The following is a 17,198-nucleotide window of genomic DNA, read 5'->3' as shown; positions in this document are numbered from 1 at the left end:
GCGGGGATAGGCGGCTGACAAGCAAAAGCAACCGGGTTCGGGCATCAGGCGGTGACTTTGTTGCGCAAGACCCTATATCGGCGGCGTGATCCGGGTGCTGCCCCGGCCCCCGCCGGCCCTTGCCGGCATTTACAGGATGGCCGGCCTGTGCCGGCACCATGAGGAGAATTTTGATGGCCGACGAATTCCTGACCCTCACGCTCGATGCCGGCAATGGCCAGGGCGGCGACGTGAAGATCAAACTGCGCCCCGATCTCGCGCCGGGCCATGTCGAGCGGATCAAGGAACTGACCAACGAAGGCTTTTACGACGGTATCAAGTTCCACCGCGTGATCCCCGGCTTCATGGCGCAGGGCGGCTGCCCCAACGGCACGGGCATGGGCGGTTCGTCCAAGCCCGACCTCAAGGCCGAGTTCAATGAAGAGCCGCATGTGCGCGGCGTATGCTCGATGGCGCGCACCAGCGCACCGCACTCGGCCAACAGCCAGTTCTTCATCGTGTTCGACGATGCGACCTTCCTCGATCGCCAGTACACCGTCTGGGGCCAGGTCGTCGAAGGCATGGAAAACGTGGACGCGCTGCCCAAGGGCGAGCCGCCGGCAAACCCCGGCAAGATCGTGAAGGCGACGATCAGCGAAGGCTGATCCGCTTCACCATTGCAGGATAAGGGGAGGGGTCGCGCTTCGCGGCCCCTTTTCCTTTTGGGCTGCCCGTTACGCCCGTCTGGCTTCGACCAGCGCGATGGCGGCGGCGATCGCCTGATCGCGATCCATGTCCGACGTATCGAGCGTGACGGCATCGTCTGCGGCACGCAGCGGCGCATTCTTGCGGCCCGAATCGCGCGCGTCGCGAATCCGCAGGTCTTCTTCGATGGCATCCAGCGCCACGTCGCGGCCCTGCGATTGCATTTCCAGCCAGCGCCGCTTCGCGCGCGCTTCCACGCTGGCGATAACGAAGAGCTTGGCGTCAGCCTCCGGCGCGATCACCGTGCCGATATCGCGCCCGTCGAGGACCGCACCGCCGGGTTGCATGGCGAACGCACGCTGGCGGTCATAAAGCGCCTTCCGCACCGCCGGGTGGACCGACGACCGGCTGGCAAGGCTGCCGCTTGCTTCGCTGCGCAGTTCGGGATCGTCCAGCAGACTGTCGGGGAAGGAACAGGCGGCAAGCGCATCGTCCGGGTCGTCCGGGTTGCCGCCGTTCAGGAACACCTGACGCCCCACGGCCCGGTAGAGAAGGCCCGTGTCCAGATGCGGCAGGCCGAAATGCGCGGCCAGCGCCTTGGCAATCGTGCCCTTGCCCGATGCGGTGGGACCGTCGACCGCGATGATCACGACGCGCCTTTCCGCGCCCGGACGGCCTTGGCCAGTCCCCAGATCGCGATAGTGGCCCAGAAGAATTCCAACGTCAGCGATGCGGGGTTGAGGTTCACCAGCAGGGAGAGGGTAAGCAGCATCGCGCCTGCAAGGTTCACGCCGTGCTGGATGAACGGATTGGGCCGATCCTGCTTCGTCACATAGGCATAGGCGAAGATGATGCAGGCCATCCCCGTGAACCCGGCGGCGTTGGCGGCAATCTGGATCATGATGCCGTGACCGCCTGGTCGATCAGGCTTTCGAACGTGGGGAAGCTGGTGGCGATGGGGCGCGTATCGTCAACCTCAACGCCGTTCGCACTGGCAAGCCCTGCCACGGCCATGCTCATCGCGATGCGGTGATCGAGGTGCGTCGGCACAGGCCGATTGCTGCCGCCGTGCAGCGGATCGCCACCTGTTCCATCGATAATCAACCCGTCCTCGGTCTCGGTAACGCGCGCACCGGCAAGGTCAAGCGCCGCGCGCATGACCGCGATCCGGTCCGATTCCTTGACGCGCAGTTCCTCCAGCCCGCGCGTTACCGTGCGGCCCTGCGCGAGCGACGCGGCGACGAACAGAACGGGGAATTCGTCCACCATGCTGGGCACCACCGCCGGATCGACCTCTATCCCCGTCAGCACCGAATGGCGCACGTGCAGGTCCGCCACCGGTTCGCCGCCCACGTCGCGCCGGTCGATCTCTTCGATGTTGCCGCCCATCGCACGCAGCACATCGAACAACGCGGCGCGCGTGGGGTTGAGGCCGACATTCTCTATGGTCAGGTCGCTGCCCGGCACCAGCAGCGCGGCAACGGCGAAGAAGGCGGCGGACGAAGGATCGCCCGGCACCACGATGTCCTGCGCACGCAGCTCGGCCTCGCCGGTCAGCCGAATCACGCGGGCACCGTCCGCATCGCGCTCTACTTCAAGGTGTGCGCCGAAGCCGCGCAGCATCCGTTCGGAATGGTCGCGCGTGGGCACAGGCTCGATCACCGTGGTGATGCCCGGCGTGTTGAGCCCTGCCAGAAGAACCGCGCTTTTCACCTGGGCGCTGGCGACCGGCAGGCGGTATTCGATCGGCACCGCGGGCGAAAGGCCGCGCAGCGTCAGCGGCAGCCGGCCACCGGGGGCGCCTGTGAAATCCGCGCCCATGCGGCTGAGCGGCTCTGTCACCCGCCCCATGGGGCGCTTCGACAGGCTGGCATCGCCAATGAAGGTCGCGGTCAACGGGTGGCTGGCAAGAAGGCCCATCAACAGGCGCGTCGACGTGCCCGAATTGCCCATGTCGAGAGCGCCGGCGGGCTGCATCAATCCGCCAACGCCAACGCCGTGGATGCGCCATTCCCCATCGCCGCGCCGTTCGATCTGCGCGCCCATCGCGCGCATGGCGGCAGCGGTCGCCAGCACGTCCTCACCCTCAAGCAGGCCGGCCACGCGCGTCTCGCCCACCGCCAGCGCGCCCAGCATAAGCGACCGGTGGCTGATCGACTTGTCGCCCGGCACGCGGATGCGTCCGGTCAGCGGCCCTGATGCGGCAAAGCGGCGCGGGCGTGGCTGCGGGGAATCGGTCGTGCTCAAAGGTCTGGGCTTCCGTTACGCGCGGGGGTGAAATGCGCGCGGCTTTTGACAGCGCGGGCCTCCTATGGCAAGGCGCGCGCCGCGCACGATACCGGCGCCCGGACCAAGGCTTGCGATCAGGTCTTGCCAAGCCGGCCCGGCATCACCATCAACGCGAAAGTTTTTTCCGCCCGCCGCCTTCCCGGTTCGCGGGCGCAGACGAGGAAATTTCATGGTCAAGCCAGAGTGGGGCGCCAAGCACACCTGTCCGAAGTGCGGCACCCGTTTCTACGACCTGGGCAAGGATGACCCGGTCACATGCGTCGAGTGCGGCCATGCCTGGCATCCCGAGCCGGTGCTGAAGTCCAAGCAGCCGATTCCCTATGAGGAAGTCCAGAAGGACAAGAAGAAGGAATCGGACGAAGATCTGGCCGATGACGATCTGGACATCGACGAGGACGGCGATTCGCCCGATAACGATGTCGACCTTGGCGGTGACGACGATCTGGGCGTTTCGGCCGGCGACGACGACGACAAGGACGATACCTGACCGGACACACGCGGGGCCCGCGCATCGCGGGCGCCGCGTGGCCGGTTGGAAGGCAAATAATCGGCAGGTGATGCGAAAAAGCCGCTTGCCAGTATCGCGGCCCTTCGACTAAAGGGCCGCTTCCCGACGCGGTGACGAAGTCGCCATTCGCCGGGCCGGCATGCCTCCCAGGGCATGCGAGATGGAATATGGGGCCGTAGCTCAGCTGGGAGAGCGCTACAATGGCATTGTAGAGGTCAGGGGTTCGATCCCCCTCGGCTCCACCATCCACCGAATATCCATTCAAAAGATTGTTCACCCGTTGGTGCGGGTGGCCTCGAAGACAAGCTTTTGCCGATCGGCCGCCTTGCTGCGCGCGCCGGGAGCTTTTGTCCCGGATTCGGAGATGCGCGTTGACGTGACGGCGCGCCGGACCAGGAGGTTGCAGGCAAGGCCGTCGCGCAATTCCTCGAAATCCGCGGTCAGCACGCTGGGGAACTGGGCCAGAAGCGGCCCCGCATCGCGGCATCGTCCCGCGGCCTGTCGGCCCGCTTCCGTCCAGCGCACCGCCAGATCGCCGCGCGCGCGGATCGTCCAGCCGACGTGGACCGAGCCGTCAAGCAACGCGAGCGCGCCGCGCTGGGCCGATTCGGCCGCGAGCCGGTGGATCGCGGAATTGAGCGCAACCGCACTGCGCAGGTCCAACGTGCAATCCGGCCCGTCCAGCGCGATTCGTCCGTCGCGGTTGAGCGGGGCCAGGTTGTTGCGCAATCCGTCCGGCAGCCGGCACAATTGCGCATCGTCGGCATTGAGCATCTCGCACGCGGAGGCCATCGCTTCTATGCGCAACAGGATCTCGCGCCGGACGGTGTCCTGCGGCAGATCCTGCGGCACCGAGGCTACGACCGAGCGGATCATGCCCAGGCTGTCGCGCGCACGTTCGCGCAGTTCGTCGTTCAGCCGGTCCTGCTGTGCGGTAAGAACGTCCAGCCGCCGCAACACCGCGCGAAGCGAGTGTCCGGCGACCACGATGATCGCCAGCGATGCAAAGAAGATCCCGGCCACGAACACATGTTCGGCATCCACCCGCGTGAACCATCGCTCCCCGACCAGCAGCCACTGGGCCAGCGCGACCGCGCCGATGGCGACCAGCACGGTGAAGATCCGGTCAAGCAGCAGCGAAGCAAGCAGGATGGCCGGAAAGACCGAAACGAATTGCACGCCCAGCCTTCCATGATCGATGAAGAACCGCAGGAATGTGGAACCGCAGACCAGCAACACCGCGATTGTGATTTGTTTGGCAAGACCGCGTTCGCGCACGACCAGTGCGTGCGCCATCCCCGACTGCATCATTGTATTCCGCCCCCTGCGACCCGGCTCTTTTTTCCGGGGGGTGTGTGTTGACTGGCGAGTCTAGGGAACTCGGCAGTTCTGTCCATACCGGTTGTTTCTCAAAGAGATTGATAAGTCGTGGACGCGCGGGGCGCGACTCCACCCGCCGCGCATCCTGTGCCCGGCGCAGTCGTCATCCATCCACGGCGGGCACGGTGCCGCTATTCGCCCCAGATGATTTCCGATGCAACCATTAACTTCGGCTTAGGGGTTAGGGCTTAGCCCGATCCACGTCCCGCCGGGGTTCCCTGGCGGGCGGGGGACAAAACAGGAGACCGACCATGAAGTTTTTCCGTGACCTGCTTAAGGACAATGAAGGCGCCACCGCGATCGAATACGGCCTGATCGCCGCCCTGATCGCCGTTGCCGCGACCGTCGCGATGGGTTCGCTCGGCAACTCGGTGAAGAACACCTTCCAGACCGTTTCGGGCAAGATGGACAACGCCCAGGACGGCACGCTCTAAGCAGCGTCTGATCTGACACGACGGGGGCCGGAAAGCGCATTGCTTTCCGGCCCCTTTCTGTTGCGGGTCGCCGTGGAACCCGGCGTCCGCCGCGGTGCGATTGACGGACACCGCCGCATTGCATAGCCTCTCTCTCCATCGGGTCGGGAACAGGAAGCAGAAGAACTGACGCTGCTTCGGGCAGGCAGACAGGCCAGCTCGTGTGAAAGAAGCCGACGCCAGCACAAACCGCTGTTTTCCAGCGAAAGGCTTGCGATGCCCGGTCAAAATCCTTCTATTCCGGCAAGGTCTGTCCTTGGGGCAGCCGTGATCGCGGCGAGCATTGTCTCCGCCGCGCCGGCCCATGCCCAGTTCGGCGGCCTTGGCCTGCCATCGATCCCTGTTCCGTCCAGCAGCTCCGGTAACGCGGCGAAGAGTTCGGACGGGTGCCCCAAAGGGGAAAGCAAAAGTGCGGGCTCATCCATCCTTGGCGGTTTCCTGGGACGCGCGGTGAACAAGGCGGCGGGGTCGGCAGGCATTTCCAGCTGGGTGCCATCCGCCGAAGTTGCCGATCAATTGACCAATGCGATCGCCTGCCGGCTTGACCCGGAAGAGCAGAAGCAGGCCGCCGATGCCACGCTTGAGGCGACGCGTGGCGAAACGGTCGGGTCAAGCGCGTCGTGGACGTCGCAATCGCGCAAGAACGTGTCGGGAAGCTCCACGGTAACGGCGCGCAACGATGACCGGGCGACGGGCATGAAATGCATCATGGTCACCGATGTCATCATCGTGAACGGGGAGGAGACGACCGCCAACAAGAAGATGTGCAAGCCGCCCGGCGGCGCGCGCTATTCGCTGATGGCGTGAGGCGGGCCATGCGGATGCTCAAGCCAATGGCGGTCATCCTCGCCGCACTGGCCTGCGGTGCGGCGGCGGCACCGGCGATGGACAAGGACAATCCTACCTGTCCGGCCGATGTCGATTGGGGGCAACCGAAAGCGATGACCCTCACGCCCGCGGACCGCGGCGGCAAGCACGTTCTTCTGGCCGACGGCATTATCGATTCCCGCCTGCCGGAACGGATGAAGGCGGCGCTGGACGCCGATCCCCGGATATCGGAGATCTGGCTGAAATCGCGCGGCGGAAATGCGAAGGCGGGCAATGCCACGGGCCTGCTGATCCGCAAGCAGTACCCGGGCATGACCACGCGCATCCCGTCCGGCTGGACATGCTTTTCCGCCTGCAACTTCGTGTTCATGGGCGGCGACCTGCGTTATGTCGATCCGGGCGGGATCTTCATGGTCCACATGTTCACCCACACGACCAGCGAACGCGACGCGATCGACCTTTCGGTGGACGAAGGCGCGACCGAAACAACCAAGTTGATCGGCCAGATCGAACAATCGAGCGCGATGCTGGCCAGCGCGGACAACGATTTCCTGATCCGGATGGGGATCAGTCGCAAGCTGTTGACCGATATCATGTATCGCCAGCAGGCCGTGGCCACCGATGCCGACCGTTCTACGCGCTATTGCCTGAGCCAGGACGAAGTGCGGAAGTACAACGTGATGCCCCGGACGATGCCCGCGGGGTGAGGCCGGTCGCCAGTGGCGCGAATTTGCGCCGTACCTATTTCTTCAGGCCGATCTCACGCAGGCGTTGTTGCAGGAACGCGTCCGCGGTGATCGAAACCGGATACCGGTCTGGATTTTCCCGCGTGATGCATTGCGGAAGGGTGTGGAACGCGAAGTCGCTGCGCAGATGCAGGAAGAACGGCATGGAATAGCGGCTGTAGCGCGCGCGTTCGGGGTTCGGGTTGCGCACGCGGTGCACGGTTGACGGCAACACGTTGTTGGTCAGCCGCTCCAGCATGTCGCCCACGTTGATAACCATTGCACCTTCGGGCGGCGAGGCGGGTATCCACTTGCCTTCGCGGGTCAGCAGTTCCAGCCCGGCTTCCTCCGCACCCAGCAGCAGCGTGATCAGGTTGATATCGCCATGCGCGCCCGCGCGGATCGCTTCGCCATCGACGTCGGTCAGCGGCGGATAGTGCAGCAGCCGCATGACGGAGTTGCCGTCTTCTATCGGGCGGTCGAACCAGTGCTCGTCCAGCCCCAGGTACAGCGCGATTGCCGAAAGTATCGTTGCGCCGGTTGCGTCGAACTGGCGGTAAAGCTCGCTGAATGTCTCCCTGAAACCCTCGGGCCGGTCGGGCCAGACGTTGGGCGGCATCGAGGCGTCGGCAAGCGGGTGGCCCTGGGGCAGGTCGCGTCCGATGTGCCAGAATTCCTTAAGGTCATGGACCCTGGCATCCTTGGCGATCTCGGTGCCGAAGGGGGTGTAACCGCGCGCACCGGCAATCGCCGGATTGAAATAGCGGCGCTTCTCTTCCTCGGGCAGCGTGAAAAACGCTTCGGAAAGCGCCCAGGCGCGGTCGATCAGCGCGCGGTCGATATCGAAGTCCTTCACCATCGCGAAACCGAAGGTCTTGAAGCTGTCACCTATCTTCCGGGCGAAGCCGGCCTTGTCGTCGGCAAGCGAGAGGACGGGGAGGGTGGAAAGAGGCATGTTTTGCGTGTCCGGTATAAATCTGTCTATGGACGCGCCCATAGACGGTTTGGACGAGCGAGGCATGAGCAAAATCAAAAACTCCCCCAAGGGCAAGGACACCGGTGAGGCACAAAGTACAGGTCTGTGGCTTATGAAGTCGGAACCCGACGTCTATGGCTGGGACGACCTGCTCGAAGAGGGCGAAGGCACGTGGGACGGTGTGCGCAACCACCTTGCCGCGAAGAACCTGCGCACGATGCAGGTGGGTGACCGTGCGTTCTTCTACCACTCGAATATCGGGCGCGAAGTTGTGGGCATCGTGGAAATTTCAGTCGCCGGCATCACCGACCCCACCGATCCGGAAAACAAGTGGGCGGCGGTCAAGGTGAAACCGGTGGAAAAGCTGCCGCACCCGGTCAGCCTGAAGCAGATCAAGGCGACGCCCGAACTGTCTGACATGGAACTGGTGCGGCTTTCGCGCCTGTCGGTATGCGCGGTGAAGCAGGACGAATGGGACCGCGTGATCGCCATGGCGCAGACAGACGGCGCCTGACCGCGGACGGGCCGGCAATCGGTTATCCGAAAAGGTTAATGTCCCGCCGCGGAACGGCTGCGTAAAAGTGCGGCCGGGGCAGTGCCCAAATGGTGAATCGAGCGTTAAGACAGCGTTATGAACAGAGCGCTTGTCCAGACCTCGGAGCATACGCGTCATCCCTATCGGCAGACGCTTCCCGCGCATGTGACGCGCGCTTTGCCTGTTTTCGAACCTGAGGTGCAGGCCGCAATTGCGCGTGCGGAAACGCGCCTGCGTTCGCCTGATGTCGATCCCCGGCGGATCACCCGGCAGGACGTGAAGGATTTCCTGCTGGCCTATTTTGCCTGCTTCATGGCGGTGATGATCTTCATCGCCTGAATGCATGGCGCGGCGGGGCCGAAGGATGAAACCCGTGATTCAATCGAACACGTGGTGTTCGATTTCCGAATGTTCCTTCTCTGCCTTGTAAAGCAGCCATCCCAGCCATGCGGAAACCAGGCACATCGCCGCGCCGAGCAACAGTTGGTCCACCACGGCCACGTCCAGCGCGGTCAGCCCCACGGCGATGACCGCGCCCACCACCATCGCCCCTGAATTGACGATGTTGTTGGCCGCAATGGTGCGGGCGGTTTCCGACTTTTCGACAATCGTGGTCAGGAAGGCATAGAGCGGCACCACGAACATGCCGCCTGCCACTGCAATGCCCAGCAGGCTGATCAGAAGGGGCACCGCCAAAGGCTGCGTGATGAAGGTGGGAACGTCCATCAACGCTTCGTTCGGCACCGAGACCCAGAGCTTGCAGACAACGTGGAAGGCAACCACGAAACACGCCATGACCAGCACCGACGCGGGGGCGAACCGTGCGGAGACGCGGCCCTTGAGCAGTGCATTGATCGACATCGAGCCGATCGCGATACCGATGGAGAATATCACCAGGAACAGGCTCGCCACTTCCTTGCTGGCATAAAGCACGTTCTTCGCAAGCGGCGGGAACTGGATGAACAGCACCGCACCGATGGTCCAGAAAAAGCTGATCGCCATGATCGCGAGGAACACGCGGCTGTGGTGCATCGAATTCGCCACCAGCCGGATCGAGGCGCGCACGATATGGAAATCGAGCGGGTCCGGTTCATGCTCGGGCGGGGCGGGGGGGACGGAAAGGCTGGTCGCGTATCCGACCAGCGCGGTTATCACCACGGCCGCTGCCGCCCATTCCACGGGAATCCAGCCGGCCAGGATCGTGCCCGCAAGGATCGCGATATACGTTCCTGCCTCTACCAGCCCGGTGCCCGCCAGCACTTCGTCCTTTTCAAGATGTTGCGGCAGGATCGCATACTTGATCGGCCCGAAGAACGTGGAGTGGACGCCCATCGCCAGCAGAGCGGCCAGCATCAGCGGGATTGCCAGCGCGTTCACCTCTATGTGCATCCAGGCGAGCACCAGCCCGCCGCCGCCGACGGCCATGATGCCGATTTCGCAGGCCTTGATGATGCGGATGATCTTCGCCTTGTCGCGCATGTCGGCAAGCTGGCCGGCAAGCGCGGAAAGCAGGAAGAAAGGCAGGATGAACAGGGCAGAAGCGATGGCGGAAAAGCGGGCTTCGGCCGCCTCCGAATTGTAGATGCTGTAAACCACGTACAGCACCATCGCGTTCTTGAAGAGATTGTCGTTGAACGCGTTCAGCAACTGGGTGACGAACAACGGCAGAAATCGGCGCGAATGGATCAGTTTTGTGGAAGTTGTCATCCCGTCCTTGCCGCACCCGTTGCGATTTATTTCGACCCTTAGCCCCATGACGGACAGGAACAAGGGACAATCGGCCTTTTCACACAGCCGTCAGGCGGCGTAAGAGGCATCGCGATGCTGACCTTGCCGAACATCCTTACGCTGTCGCGAATCGTCGCGGTTCCGGTCCTGGCCTTCTTCTTGTGGTGGTCCGACTGGACGACCGGATATGCGCTGGCCTTCGCAATGTACGTGCTGATGGGCGTGACCGATTATTTCGACGGCTACCTTGCCCGCGCGCAGGGAACGGTTTCCAAGCTGGGCGTGTTCCTCGATCCCATCGCGGACAAGATCATGGTCGCCGCGGTGATCCTTGTGCTGACCGCGCAGGGCGTCCTGACCGGCCCCTATGTGGGCGATGCGCACGTGATCGCCGGGCTGATCATCCTGATCCGCGAAATCGCCGTTTCCGGCCTGAGAGAGTTTTTGGGCGGTATCCAGGTTTCGGTGCCGGTCAGCCGCCTCGCCAAATGGAAGACGACATTCCAGATGGTTGCGCTGGGCGCGCTGATCCTTGGGGGCGCCATGCCGCAGTGGAATGTCGTGATCGGCGGTGTGGAGGCGAACGTGCCGCACACGGTGGGGCTGACCACCCTTTGGGGCGCGGCGGTGCTGACGCTGATTACAGGGTGGGATTATCTGCGCGTCGGCCTGAAGCACATGGATTGAGATACCGGGATTGATGCAAGGGCGTCTGGCGGCGGATCGGGTCGCGCCGGTCAGCCGGCGCGCAGTTCTTCGGCCAGAAGCTCGAATTCACCGGCGCGCGGGCTGTTCTTGCGCCAGACAAGCGCAATTTCGCGCGCAGCGTGTTCCGCATGGAGCGGGCGGGCGACGATGTTCGTTTCGTTGAGGATTCCCGCGTCGATCGCCATCCTGGGCAGCATCGTCAGCCCCAGCCCGTTGTCCACCATCTGGACCAGCGTGTGCAGGCTGGTGCCGACCATCGTCGCGCTGGCGCGCAATTCGGGCCGGTTGCACGCGGCGAGGGCGTGATCCTTCAGGCAATGCCCGTCTTCCAGAAGCAGGAGGCGGTTCTCGTCGATCACCATCGGATCTACCTCGCGCGGCGGATCGCGCGGATCGTCCTGGGGAAAGGCGACGTAAAGCGCGTCGTCGCAGATATGCGCGGTTTCCACCTCGCCGGTCGCGAAGGGCAGGGCCAGCAGCACGCAATCGGCGCGCCCGTGGTGCAGCGATTCGATGGCCGCCGCGCTGGGCTCTTCGCGCAGGAACAGTTTCAGCAACGGGCGTTCGCGGCGCAGGCGTGGCAGGATACGCGGCAGAAGGAACGGTGCGATTGTCGGGATCACGCTCATCCGCAGTTCTCCGGCCAGCGGCTGGCCCTGCGACTGCACCAGTTCCGACAGTTCCTCCGCCTCGCGCAGCAGGCGGTGCGCCTTGGCCACCACCTGGTTGCCTAGCGGAGTGAAGCGGACCACGCGGCGGGTGCGTTCGACAAGCGTAACGCCCAGCAGCGATTCAAGCTCGCGCAATCCGGCCGACAGCGTGGATTGGGAAACGAAGCAGGATTCGGCGGCGCGGCCGAAGTGCCCGTGCTCGTGCAATGCAACAAGGTATTGCAATTGCTTGAGCGTGGGCAGGTATGTGCTCATCGACCGGCTAGCCGTCCACGTGCGCGACCGCCTCGTCGCCCGGACTGCTGCCGATGTCGTCGATGTGCGCCATCTTCAACTTCCCTTCGACCACCGCGAAGGCCAGTTTTCCTTCGACAAGGTCCAGCGCATCGCGTCCGAACTGTTCGTAACGCCAGCCTTTCAGGATGGCGACATCCTTGCGTTGCCCGGCGGCAAGGGCTTCAAGATCGTCGCTTCGGGCAAGCAGGCGGGCGGCGATGTCGATCTCGCGCGCGCGGATCTTCAGCAGCAGCTTCAGCAGGTCGGCCACAAGCGCGCCTTCCTTGCCAAGCGGTGCGCCGCGCGAACTGCGCGCGGGAATTTCCGACGGGTCGAGCGGCTGCGCATCGGCCAGAACGCCCATCAGCCGCTTGCCGATTTCGTTATCGCGCCAGCCCGCGGAAAGACCGCGTACTTTGGCGAGTTCGGCCTGCTGCTTGGGCGGGTGGCTGGCAAGATCGGCCAGCGTTTCGTCGCGCATGATGCGTCCGCGCGGGATGTTCTTGTCCATCGCCTCGCGCTCGCGCCACGCGGCCAGCGCCTTCAGCCGGCCCAGCACGGTGGGGTTGCGGTTGGGCGCGCGCACCTTCTGCCAGGCCGCATTCGGATCGGACCGGTAGTTTTCCACGTCAGCCAGTCGCTCCATTTCGGCATTCAGCCATTCGCCGCGCCCGGTCTTGATCAGGCGTTTGAGGATGCGCGGGAATATCTTGGAAAGATGCGTAACGTCGCCGATCGCATATTCGATCTGCCGTTCGGTCAGCGGGCGGCGCGACCAGTCCGTAAAGCGTGCGCCCTTGTCGATCGTCAGCCCCAGCCACGCTTCGACAAGATTGGAATATCCGATCTGTTCGGACTGGCTGATCGCCATCATCGCGATCTGGGTGTCGAAGATCGGGTGCGGGGTCTTTCCCGTCAGGTTATAGACGATTTCCACGTCCTGCCCGCCGGCGTGGAAGATCTTCAGCACGTCTTCGTTGTCCACCAGCAGGTCCAGCAGTGGCGAAAGGTCCATGCCCGGCGCCAGCGGATCGATCGCGGCGGCCTCGTTGGTGTCGGCGATCTGCACCAGGCACAGTTCCGGCCAATAGGTGTTTTCGCGCATGAATTCGGTATCGACGGTCACGAATTCCGCCTTCGCCAGCCGCTCGCACAGCTCGGCCAGGGCCTCGGTCGTGGTGATCAGCGGGTGGATCTTCATGGAAACGGTTGCGACGTTCTTTGCGATTTGCGGTTTCGGGACTGTGCTCCACCAGTGTTCCGGCGGGTCAATCCAACGGCCATAGCTTCCAATATGGCGCAGTAACAAGCGCCAATCCACGCAAGATGTTAAGATGTGACTGGCATGTAGCGCGCATGTCCGTTCACCGGCCACCCGAACGCGGGGCGGCGTCCGCTGCCCTTGACGACACGGCGCAGGCGCAGTTCGCGCGCCTCTATCCGGCCGTGTCCGGTCGATTCAGCCATCTGCTTGCCGGACATCCGCTGCTGACGACCGACGCGCTCGCCGATGCGGCGACACGGATGAATCCGCGCCATGTCGAGGTGCGGGCGGCGAAAAACCGCAACGGAGAGGAATTTGCGTTCGCCGCGCCTGCCGGCTGCGGGCCGCACGATACGATCCGCGCGATCGGCGAAGCGGGCCGCTGGGTGATGCTGCGATTTGTCGAGCAGTTGCCCGAATACCGGGCGCTGCTGTCCGACACCCTGGCAGAGATCGCGCCGGTCATCCGGCAGAGCACGGGCGAGCCGGTTCGGTTGCAGGGGTTTATCTTCGTGTCCTCTCCCGACACGCTGACCCCGTTCCATTTCGATCCGGAATACAACATCCTGATGCAGATCTCGGGTCGCAAGTACTTCACCGTCTATTCTCCGGGGCCGCCGTATCTGACCGACGAAAAGCAGGAACGCTTCCACCGTGACGGCGACAACCTTCTGCCCTGGCACACCGGCGCGGAACTTGTGGGACAGGCGAACGTGCTTGATCCCGGCGATGCGCTTTACGTTCCGTTCAAATCGCCGCACTGGGTCCGCGTTGGGGAGGAACCCTCGGTCTCGCTGTCGCTGACATGGTGTTCGCGCCAAAGCCAGGCGCAGGACGATGCCTGGCGCTTCAACGGCTGGAGCCGCGCGAAAGGTCTGGCGTTGCGGGCACCCGCTATGCGATCGCCGGTCACGTTCGCCAAGGCAATGGGGTGGCGCGTGCTGAATCGTGCAGGCCTGGGCGGGGATGCGGCAGGGTGAATGCCGTGCTGTCGTGCGATGCCGCCGGCTATGGCGGCATGACCCCGGCAAACAGCATGGCGCTCTTGCCGCTCGCGGCGCTTGGTGCGGACGATCTTGCCGCATGGGATCGGCTGGCCACGGGCGCGGGGACAGGCAATGTGTTCTCCCGGCCCTGGTTCCTGCGCCATTCTTTGGCGTGTTTCGATCCAAAGGGCGAAGCGCGGCTGGCCGTGGCACGCGACGCATCGGGCGAATGGACGGGGGTTATCCCGCTGGTCTTCGCGCGATTATACGGGCGCGCGCCGCTGCCGCACTGGTCTGCCTGGCGCCATGCGAACCAGTTCGTGGGCACGCCGCTTGTGCGCCGTGGCTGCGAAGGTGCGTTCTGGTCGGCCCTGCTGGCGTTCCTGGACAAGGAGAATGCCGCTGCTGCCGCATTGCGCCTGTTCGATCTGCCTGCCGACGATCCGGTCAACGCGGCGCTCTCCGATTGCTGCCGGAGCGAGGGGCGCGAATTCCATGTCGATCACAGGTTCGAACGAGCGATGCTGGCTTGTGCAGGACAGGCGCCGGAGCCACGGCCGAAAGATCGTCGCCGTCTCGCCAGTCTGCGCCGCAAGCTTGAGCGAGAGGTCGGCCCGGTCGAATTTATCGGCTGGCGACAGGGTGACGACGTTCCGGCACTGGTCGGGCAATTCCTCGCGCTTGAGCATTCCGGCTGGAAGGGGCTGCAGGGTTCCTCGCTGACAAGTTCTGAGGATACCGGCGGCTTTTTCGCGTCCGTGATGGCCTCTGCCGCCAGCGAGGGCACGCTGGATGCCCTGACCTTGCGCGCCGGAGGCGTCCCGTTGGCCATGTCCACGCATTTTGTTGGCCCCATGCGCGGGTTCGGCTTCAAGATGGCCTATGACGAGGCATTCGGCTGCTATGCGCCGGGCGTCCTCCTGCTTGACGAACTGACGCGGCGCTTCGCCGAACTGGGCGTTCCGCAGGTCGACAGCTGCAGCGCACCCGGCCAGCAACCGGTCAGCCGCATGTGGCCGGGGCGGCGCACGCTGGTGGAGGGGCGGGTCGCTCTGGGCGGTCCGCTGCGCCGCGCCGCCTTCCGCGCGTTCGGTACGGTAGAGGATTTGCGCGGCAGAGTTCGGGCCGGGGCCGCCGCCAACGCTTGACAAACGCCCGCGCGCCCTGTGTTAGGGCGCCTTTCGCGCGGGGCCGAAAGGATGCCCGCGATCCTCACCAGATTCACGGACGTTCCATGCACGCCTATCGTTCTCATACCTGCGGCCAGCTTCGCGCCAGCGACGTCGGCACGATCTCCAGACTTTCGGGCTGGGTCCACCGCAAGCGCGACCACGGCGGGTTGCTGTTCGTCGACCTGCGCGACCACTACGGGTTGACCCAGGTCGTGATCGATACCGACAGCGATTGCTTCCCCTTGTTCGAGCGGTTGCGCGTGGAAAGCGTGGTGACGGTAACGGGCAAGGTCGTGGCGCGCACGCTCGACACGATCAACCAGAACCTTCCGACCGGCGAGATCGAATTGCGCGCGCAGGAAGCCACGGTGCTGTCCGCGGCAGACGAATTGCCGCTGCCAGTGGCGGGCGAGCAGGATTATCCCGAGGATATCCGCCTGCGTTATCGCTTTATCGATCTGCGGCGCGAGACGCTGCACGCCAATATCGTCAAGCGTACGAAGATCATCGCCGACATGCGCGAACGGATGAACGCGATCGGCTTCACCGAATATTCGACGCCGATCCTGACCGCGTCCTCGCCCGAGGGCGCGCGCGATTTCCTCGTCCCAAGCCGCATCCATCCCGGCGAGTTCTATGCGCTTCCGCAGGCTCCGCAGCAGTATAAACAGTTGCTGATGGTCGCGGGTTTCGACCGCTATTTCCAGATCGCGCCGTGCTTCCGCGACGAAGACCCGCGCGCCGACCGGCTGCCGGGCGAGTTCTATCAGCTCGACCTCGAGATGAGCTTCGTCACCCAGGAAGACGTGTGGAACACGATGGAGCCTGTGATGGCCGGCGTGTTCGAAGCATTCGCCGAGGGTCGCAAGGTGACGCCGGCGGGCGAATTCCCGCGCATCCCCTATGCCGAAGCGATGCTGAAATACGGCAGCGACAAGCCGGACCTGCGCATCGGGATCGAGATTTCGGACGTTACCGAGCACTTCAAGGGGTCGGGCTTCGGCCTGTTCGACAAGATCACCGGAAGTGGCGGCGTGGTTCGCGCCATTCCCGCGCCGGGCGCGGGCAAGCTTTCGCGCAAGTTCTTCGACGACATGAACGAATGGGCGCGCGGCGAAGGCTATGCGGGGCTTGGCTATATCAACATCAAGGACGGTACGCCCGCCGGTCCGATCGCCAAGAATCACGGTGAAGAACCGACGGCCAGACTGGTCGAGGCGCTTGGCCTGGGGCCGGACGACGGCGTGTTCTTCGCCGCCGGCAAGGAAGCCGATGCCGCGAAGCTCGCCGGTCATGCGCGTGTTCGCGTGGGCGAACAGCTCGACCTGGTAGAGAAGGACGCCTTCCGCCTTGCGTGGATCGTGGATTTCCCGTTCTACGAATGGGACGAGGACGAAAAGCGCGTCGATTTCGCGCACAACCCGTTCTCCATGCCACAGGGCGGGATGGAGGCGCTTTCCTCGCAAGACCCGCTTTCGCTGAAAGCCTATCAGTACGACCTCGTGTGCAACGGATTCGAGATCGCATCGGGGTCTATCCGTAACCAGAGCCCGGACCTGATGGTTGCGGCGTTCGAAAAGGTCGGCCTTTCGAAGCAGGACGTGGAAGAGCGCTTCGGCGGGCTCTATCGCGCGTTCCAGTATGGCGCGCCGCCGCACGGCGGCATGGCCGCGGGGGTCGATCGGATCGTGATGCTGCTGTGCGGCGCGCAGAACCTTCGCGAGATCACGCTGTTCCCGATGAACCAGCGCGCCGAAGACCTGTTGATGGGCGCGCCTTCGCCGGCGGCGCCCCGGCAGTTGCGCGAACTGCACGTGCGCATCGTCGAGCCGAACAAGCCCGCCGCTGGCGGCCAGGCGACGGCAAGGGTCGTGGCGCCGGACGCGGGCTGACGGCCGCGAAAATCGCGTTCGGCGGGCGGCTGGTTGCGCCGCGATCGCTGGCACGGGCCGCATCGATGTGCCCGATCCACGGGCCGGTACATCGGGCATGCCT

19 protein-coding genes and 1 tRNA gene are annotated in these 17,198 nt (G+C 64.3%); 12 read left to right on the top strand and 8 right to left on the bottom strand.

The annotated features are described in order from the left end of the window. Positions 1 to 173: 173 nt before the first annotated feature. Positions 174 to 644 (top strand): peptidylprolyl isomerase, encoded by a 471-nt coding sequence (locus RXV95_RS13590; protein ID WP_338466570.1) that lies wholly within the window; start codon positions 174 to 176, stop codon positions 642 to 644. Positions 645 to 713: 69 nt separating this feature from the next. Here RXV95_RS13590 and RXV95_RS13585 read toward each other — a convergent pair whose 3' ends face one another. The 3 genes from RXV95_RS13585 to aroA are packed head-to-tail and all read right to left on the bottom strand — an operon-like array spanning position 714 to position 2,931. Continuing rightward, positions 714 to 1,334: a d(CMP) kinase gene (locus RXV95_RS13585; RefSeq protein ID WP_338466569.1), complete on the bottom strand. Its 621-nt coding sequence runs from the start codon at positions 1,332 to 1,334 to the stop codon at positions 714 to 716. Next, positions 1,331 to 1,585 (bottom strand): permease, encoded by a 255-nt coding sequence (locus RXV95_RS13580; protein ID WP_338466568.1) that lies wholly within the window; start codon positions 1,583 to 1,585, stop codon positions 1,331 to 1,333. Before RXV95_RS13580 ends, RXV95_RS13585 begins: the two co-directional genes overlap by 4 nt. Beyond that, complete coding sequence (aroA, locus tag RXV95_RS13575) at positions 1,582 to 2,931, bottom strand: 3-phosphoshikimate 1-carboxyvinyltransferase (protein ID WP_338466567.1); 1,350 nt, start codon at positions 2,929 to 2,931, stop codon at positions 1,582 to 1,584. Before aroA ends, RXV95_RS13580 begins: the two co-directional genes overlap by 4 nt. A gap of 211 nt (positions 2,932 to 3,142) precedes the next feature. Here aroA and RXV95_RS13570 point away from each other — a divergent pair, with 211 nt between their 5' ends. Together RXV95_RS13570 and RXV95_RS13565 are read left to right on the top strand one after the other, a co-directional pair. Then, positions 3,143 to 3,460 (top strand): FYDLN acid domain-containing protein, encoded by a 318-nt coding sequence (locus RXV95_RS13570; RefSeq protein WP_338466566.1) that lies wholly within the window; start codon positions 3,143 to 3,145, stop codon positions 3,458 to 3,460. Between the two features lie 190 nt (positions 3,461 to 3,650). Beyond that, positions 3,651 to 3,726, top strand: a tRNA-Ala gene (locus RXV95_RS13565). Between the two features lie 28 nt (positions 3,727 to 3,754). On the opposite strand, the gene RXV95_RS13560 is transcribed toward RXV95_RS13565, so the two are convergent. Beyond that, positions 3,755 to 4,792, bottom strand: a complete 1,038-nt coding sequence (locus RXV95_RS13560; protein ID WP_338466565.1) for an HWE histidine kinase domain-containing protein — start codon at positions 4,790 to 4,792, stop codon at positions 3,755 to 3,757. 320 nt (positions 4,793 to 5,112) lie between these two features. On the opposite strand from RXV95_RS13560, the gene RXV95_RS13555 reads away from it, so the two are divergent. From RXV95_RS13555 to RXV95_RS13545, 3 genes are all read left to right on the top strand, one after another. After that, a complete protein-coding gene (locus RXV95_RS13555) occupies positions 5,113 to 5,295 on the top strand; it encodes a Flp family type IVb pilin (RefSeq protein ID WP_338466564.1) in 183 nt (60 codons plus the stop codon). A 306-nt stretch (positions 5,296 to 5,601) separates the two neighbouring features. After that, positions 5,602 to 6,141: a hypothetical protein gene (locus RXV95_RS13550; RefSeq protein WP_338466563.1), complete on the top strand. Its 540-nt coding sequence runs from the start codon at positions 5,602 to 5,604 to the stop codon at positions 6,139 to 6,141. A gap of 8 nt (positions 6,142 to 6,149) precedes the next feature. After that, positions 6,150 to 6,869 carry a hypothetical protein gene (locus RXV95_RS13545; RefSeq protein ID WP_338466562.1) on the top strand — a complete coding sequence of 240 codons (720 nt, stop codon included), beginning with the start codon at positions 6,150 to 6,152 and terminating at the stop codon, positions 6,867 to 6,869. Between the two features lie 34 nt (positions 6,870 to 6,903). Here RXV95_RS13545 and RXV95_RS13540 read toward each other — a convergent pair whose 3' ends face one another. Continuing rightward, positions 6,904 to 7,842, bottom strand: coding sequence for a 2-oxoglutarate and iron-dependent oxygenase domain-containing protein (locus tag RXV95_RS13540; protein WP_338466561.1), 939 nt, complete (start codon positions 7,840 to 7,842; stop codon positions 6,904 to 6,906). A gap of 133 nt (positions 7,843 to 7,975) precedes the next feature. Between RXV95_RS13540 and RXV95_RS13535 the strand changes: the two genes are divergently transcribed. Both RXV95_RS13535 and RXV95_RS13530 read left to right on the top strand, forming a co-directional pair. Beyond that, positions 7,976 to 8,377 carry an EVE domain-containing protein gene (locus tag RXV95_RS13535; RefSeq protein ID WP_338468570.1) on the top strand — a complete coding sequence of 134 codons (402 nt, stop codon included), beginning with the start codon at positions 7,976 to 7,978 and terminating at the stop codon, positions 8,375 to 8,377. A gap of 117 nt (positions 8,378 to 8,494) precedes the next feature. Continuing rightward, positions 8,495 to 8,737, top strand: a complete 243-nt coding sequence (locus RXV95_RS13530; protein WP_338466560.1) for a hypothetical protein — start codon at positions 8,495 to 8,497, stop codon at positions 8,735 to 8,737. Between the two features lie 39 nt (positions 8,738 to 8,776). Here RXV95_RS13530 and RXV95_RS13525 read toward each other — a convergent pair whose 3' ends face one another. Continuing rightward, entirely contained in the window at positions 8,777 to 10,105 is a 1,329-nt protein-coding gene (locus RXV95_RS13525; protein WP_338466559.1) for an MFS transporter, read from the bottom strand. Positions 10,106 to 10,219: 114 nt separating this feature from the next. Here RXV95_RS13525 and pgsA point away from each other — a divergent pair, with 114 nt between their 5' ends. Next, positions 10,220 to 10,813, top strand: coding sequence for a CDP-diacylglycerol--glycerol-3-phosphate 3-phosphatidyltransferase (gene pgsA, locus RXV95_RS13520; RefSeq protein WP_338466558.1), 594 nt, complete (start codon positions 10,220 to 10,222; stop codon positions 10,811 to 10,813). A gap of 50 nt (positions 10,814 to 10,863) precedes the next feature. Here the strand turns inward: pgsA and RXV95_RS13515 are convergent, their stop codons facing one another. Beyond that, complete coding sequence (locus tag RXV95_RS13515) at positions 10,864 to 11,760, bottom strand: hydrogen peroxide-inducible genes activator (RefSeq protein WP_338466557.1); 897 nt, start codon at positions 11,758 to 11,760, stop codon at positions 10,864 to 10,866. Positions 11,761 to 11,767: 7 nt separating this feature from the next. Continuing rightward, positions 11,768 to 12,982: a ribonuclease D gene (gene rnd, locus RXV95_RS13510; protein ID WP_338466556.1), complete on the bottom strand. Its 1,215-nt coding sequence runs from the start codon at positions 12,980 to 12,982 to the stop codon at positions 11,768 to 11,770. 155 nt (positions 12,983 to 13,137) lie between these two features. Here rnd and RXV95_RS13505 point away from each other — a divergent pair, with 155 nt between their 5' ends. The 3 genes from RXV95_RS13505 (at position 13,138) to aspS (ending at position 17,095) form a co-directional block, all read left to right on the top strand. Next, positions 13,138 to 14,025 carry a cupin-like domain-containing protein gene (locus tag RXV95_RS13505; RefSeq protein WP_338466555.1) on the top strand — a complete coding sequence of 296 codons (888 nt, stop codon included), beginning with the start codon at positions 13,138 to 13,140 and terminating at the stop codon, positions 14,023 to 14,025. Then, entirely contained in the window at positions 14,022 to 15,179 is a 1,158-nt protein-coding gene (locus RXV95_RS13500; RefSeq protein ID WP_338466554.1) for a GNAT family N-acetyltransferase, read from the top strand. Before RXV95_RS13505 ends, RXV95_RS13500 begins: the two co-directional genes overlap by 4 nt. A gap of 86 nt (positions 15,180 to 15,265) precedes the next feature. After that, on the top strand, positions 15,266 to 17,095 hold the full coding sequence (aspS, locus tag RXV95_RS13495) for an aspartate--tRNA ligase (protein ID WP_338466552.1): 1,830 nt from the start codon (positions 15,266 to 15,268) through the stop codon (positions 17,093 to 17,095). Positions 17,096 to 17,198: the final 103 nt, after the last annotated feature.

The sequence above is a fragment of the Novosphingobium sp. ZN18A2 genome (assembly GCF_036784765.1).
Classification (GTDB): domain Bacteria; phylum Pseudomonadota; class Alphaproteobacteria; order Sphingomonadales; family Sphingomonadaceae; genus Novosphingobium.
Note: the sequence above shows the minus strand (reverse complement) of the source record. Positions and strands in the feature narration are given on the sequence as shown.

Coding starts and splice junctions, on each gene's coding strand:
- RXV95_RS13590 (WP_338466570.1), top strand. CDS start 174: ATGGCCGACGAATTCCTGACCCTCACGCTCGATGCCGGCAATGGCCAG.
- aspS (WP_338466552.1), top strand. CDS start 15,266: ATGCACGCCTATCGTTCTCATACCTGCGGCCAGCTTCGCGCCAGCGAC.
- RXV95_RS13535 (WP_338468570.1), top strand. CDS start 7,976: ATGAAGTCGGAACCCGACGTCTATGGCTGGGACGACCTGCTCGAAGAG.
- RXV95_RS13505 (WP_338466555.1), top strand. CDS start 13,138: ATGTCCGTTCACCGGCCACCCGAACGCGGGGCGGCGTCCGCTGCCCTT.
- RXV95_RS13525 (WP_338466559.1), bottom strand. CDS start 10,105: ATGACAACTTCCACAAAACTGATCCATTCGCGCCGATTTCTGCCGTTG.
- RXV95_RS13530 (WP_338466560.1), top strand. CDS start 8,495: ATGAACAGAGCGCTTGTCCAGACCTCGGAGCATACGCGTCATCCCTAT.
- RXV95_RS13545 (WP_338466562.1), top strand. CDS start 6,150: ATGCGGATGCTCAAGCCAATGGCGGTCATCCTCGCCGCACTGGCCTGC.
- rnd (WP_338466556.1), bottom strand. CDS start 12,982: ATGAAGATCCACCCGCTGATCACCACGACCGAGGCCCTGGCCGAGCTG.
- RXV95_RS13560 (WP_338466565.1), bottom strand. CDS start 4,792: ATGATGCAGTCGGGGATGGCGCACGCACTGGTCGTGCGCGAACGCGGT.
- RXV95_RS13580 (WP_338466568.1), bottom strand. CDS start 1,585: ATGATCCAGATTGCCGCCAACGCCGCCGGGTTCACGGGGATGGCCTGC.
- RXV95_RS13555 (WP_338466564.1), top strand. CDS start 5,113: ATGAAGTTTTTCCGTGACCTGCTTAAGGACAATGAAGGCGCCACCGCG.
- pgsA (WP_338466558.1), top strand. CDS start 10,220: ATGCTGACCTTGCCGAACATCCTTACGCTGTCGCGAATCGTCGCGGTT.
- RXV95_RS13570 (WP_338466566.1), top strand. CDS start 3,143: ATGGTCAAGCCAGAGTGGGGCGCCAAGCACACCTGTCCGAAGTGCGGC.
- RXV95_RS13515 (WP_338466557.1), bottom strand. CDS start 11,760: ATGAGCACATACCTGCCCACGCTCAAGCAATTGCAATACCTTGTTGCA.
- RXV95_RS13540 (WP_338466561.1), bottom strand. CDS start 7,842: ATGCCTCTTTCCACCCTCCCCGTCCTCTCGCTTGCCGACGACAAGGCC.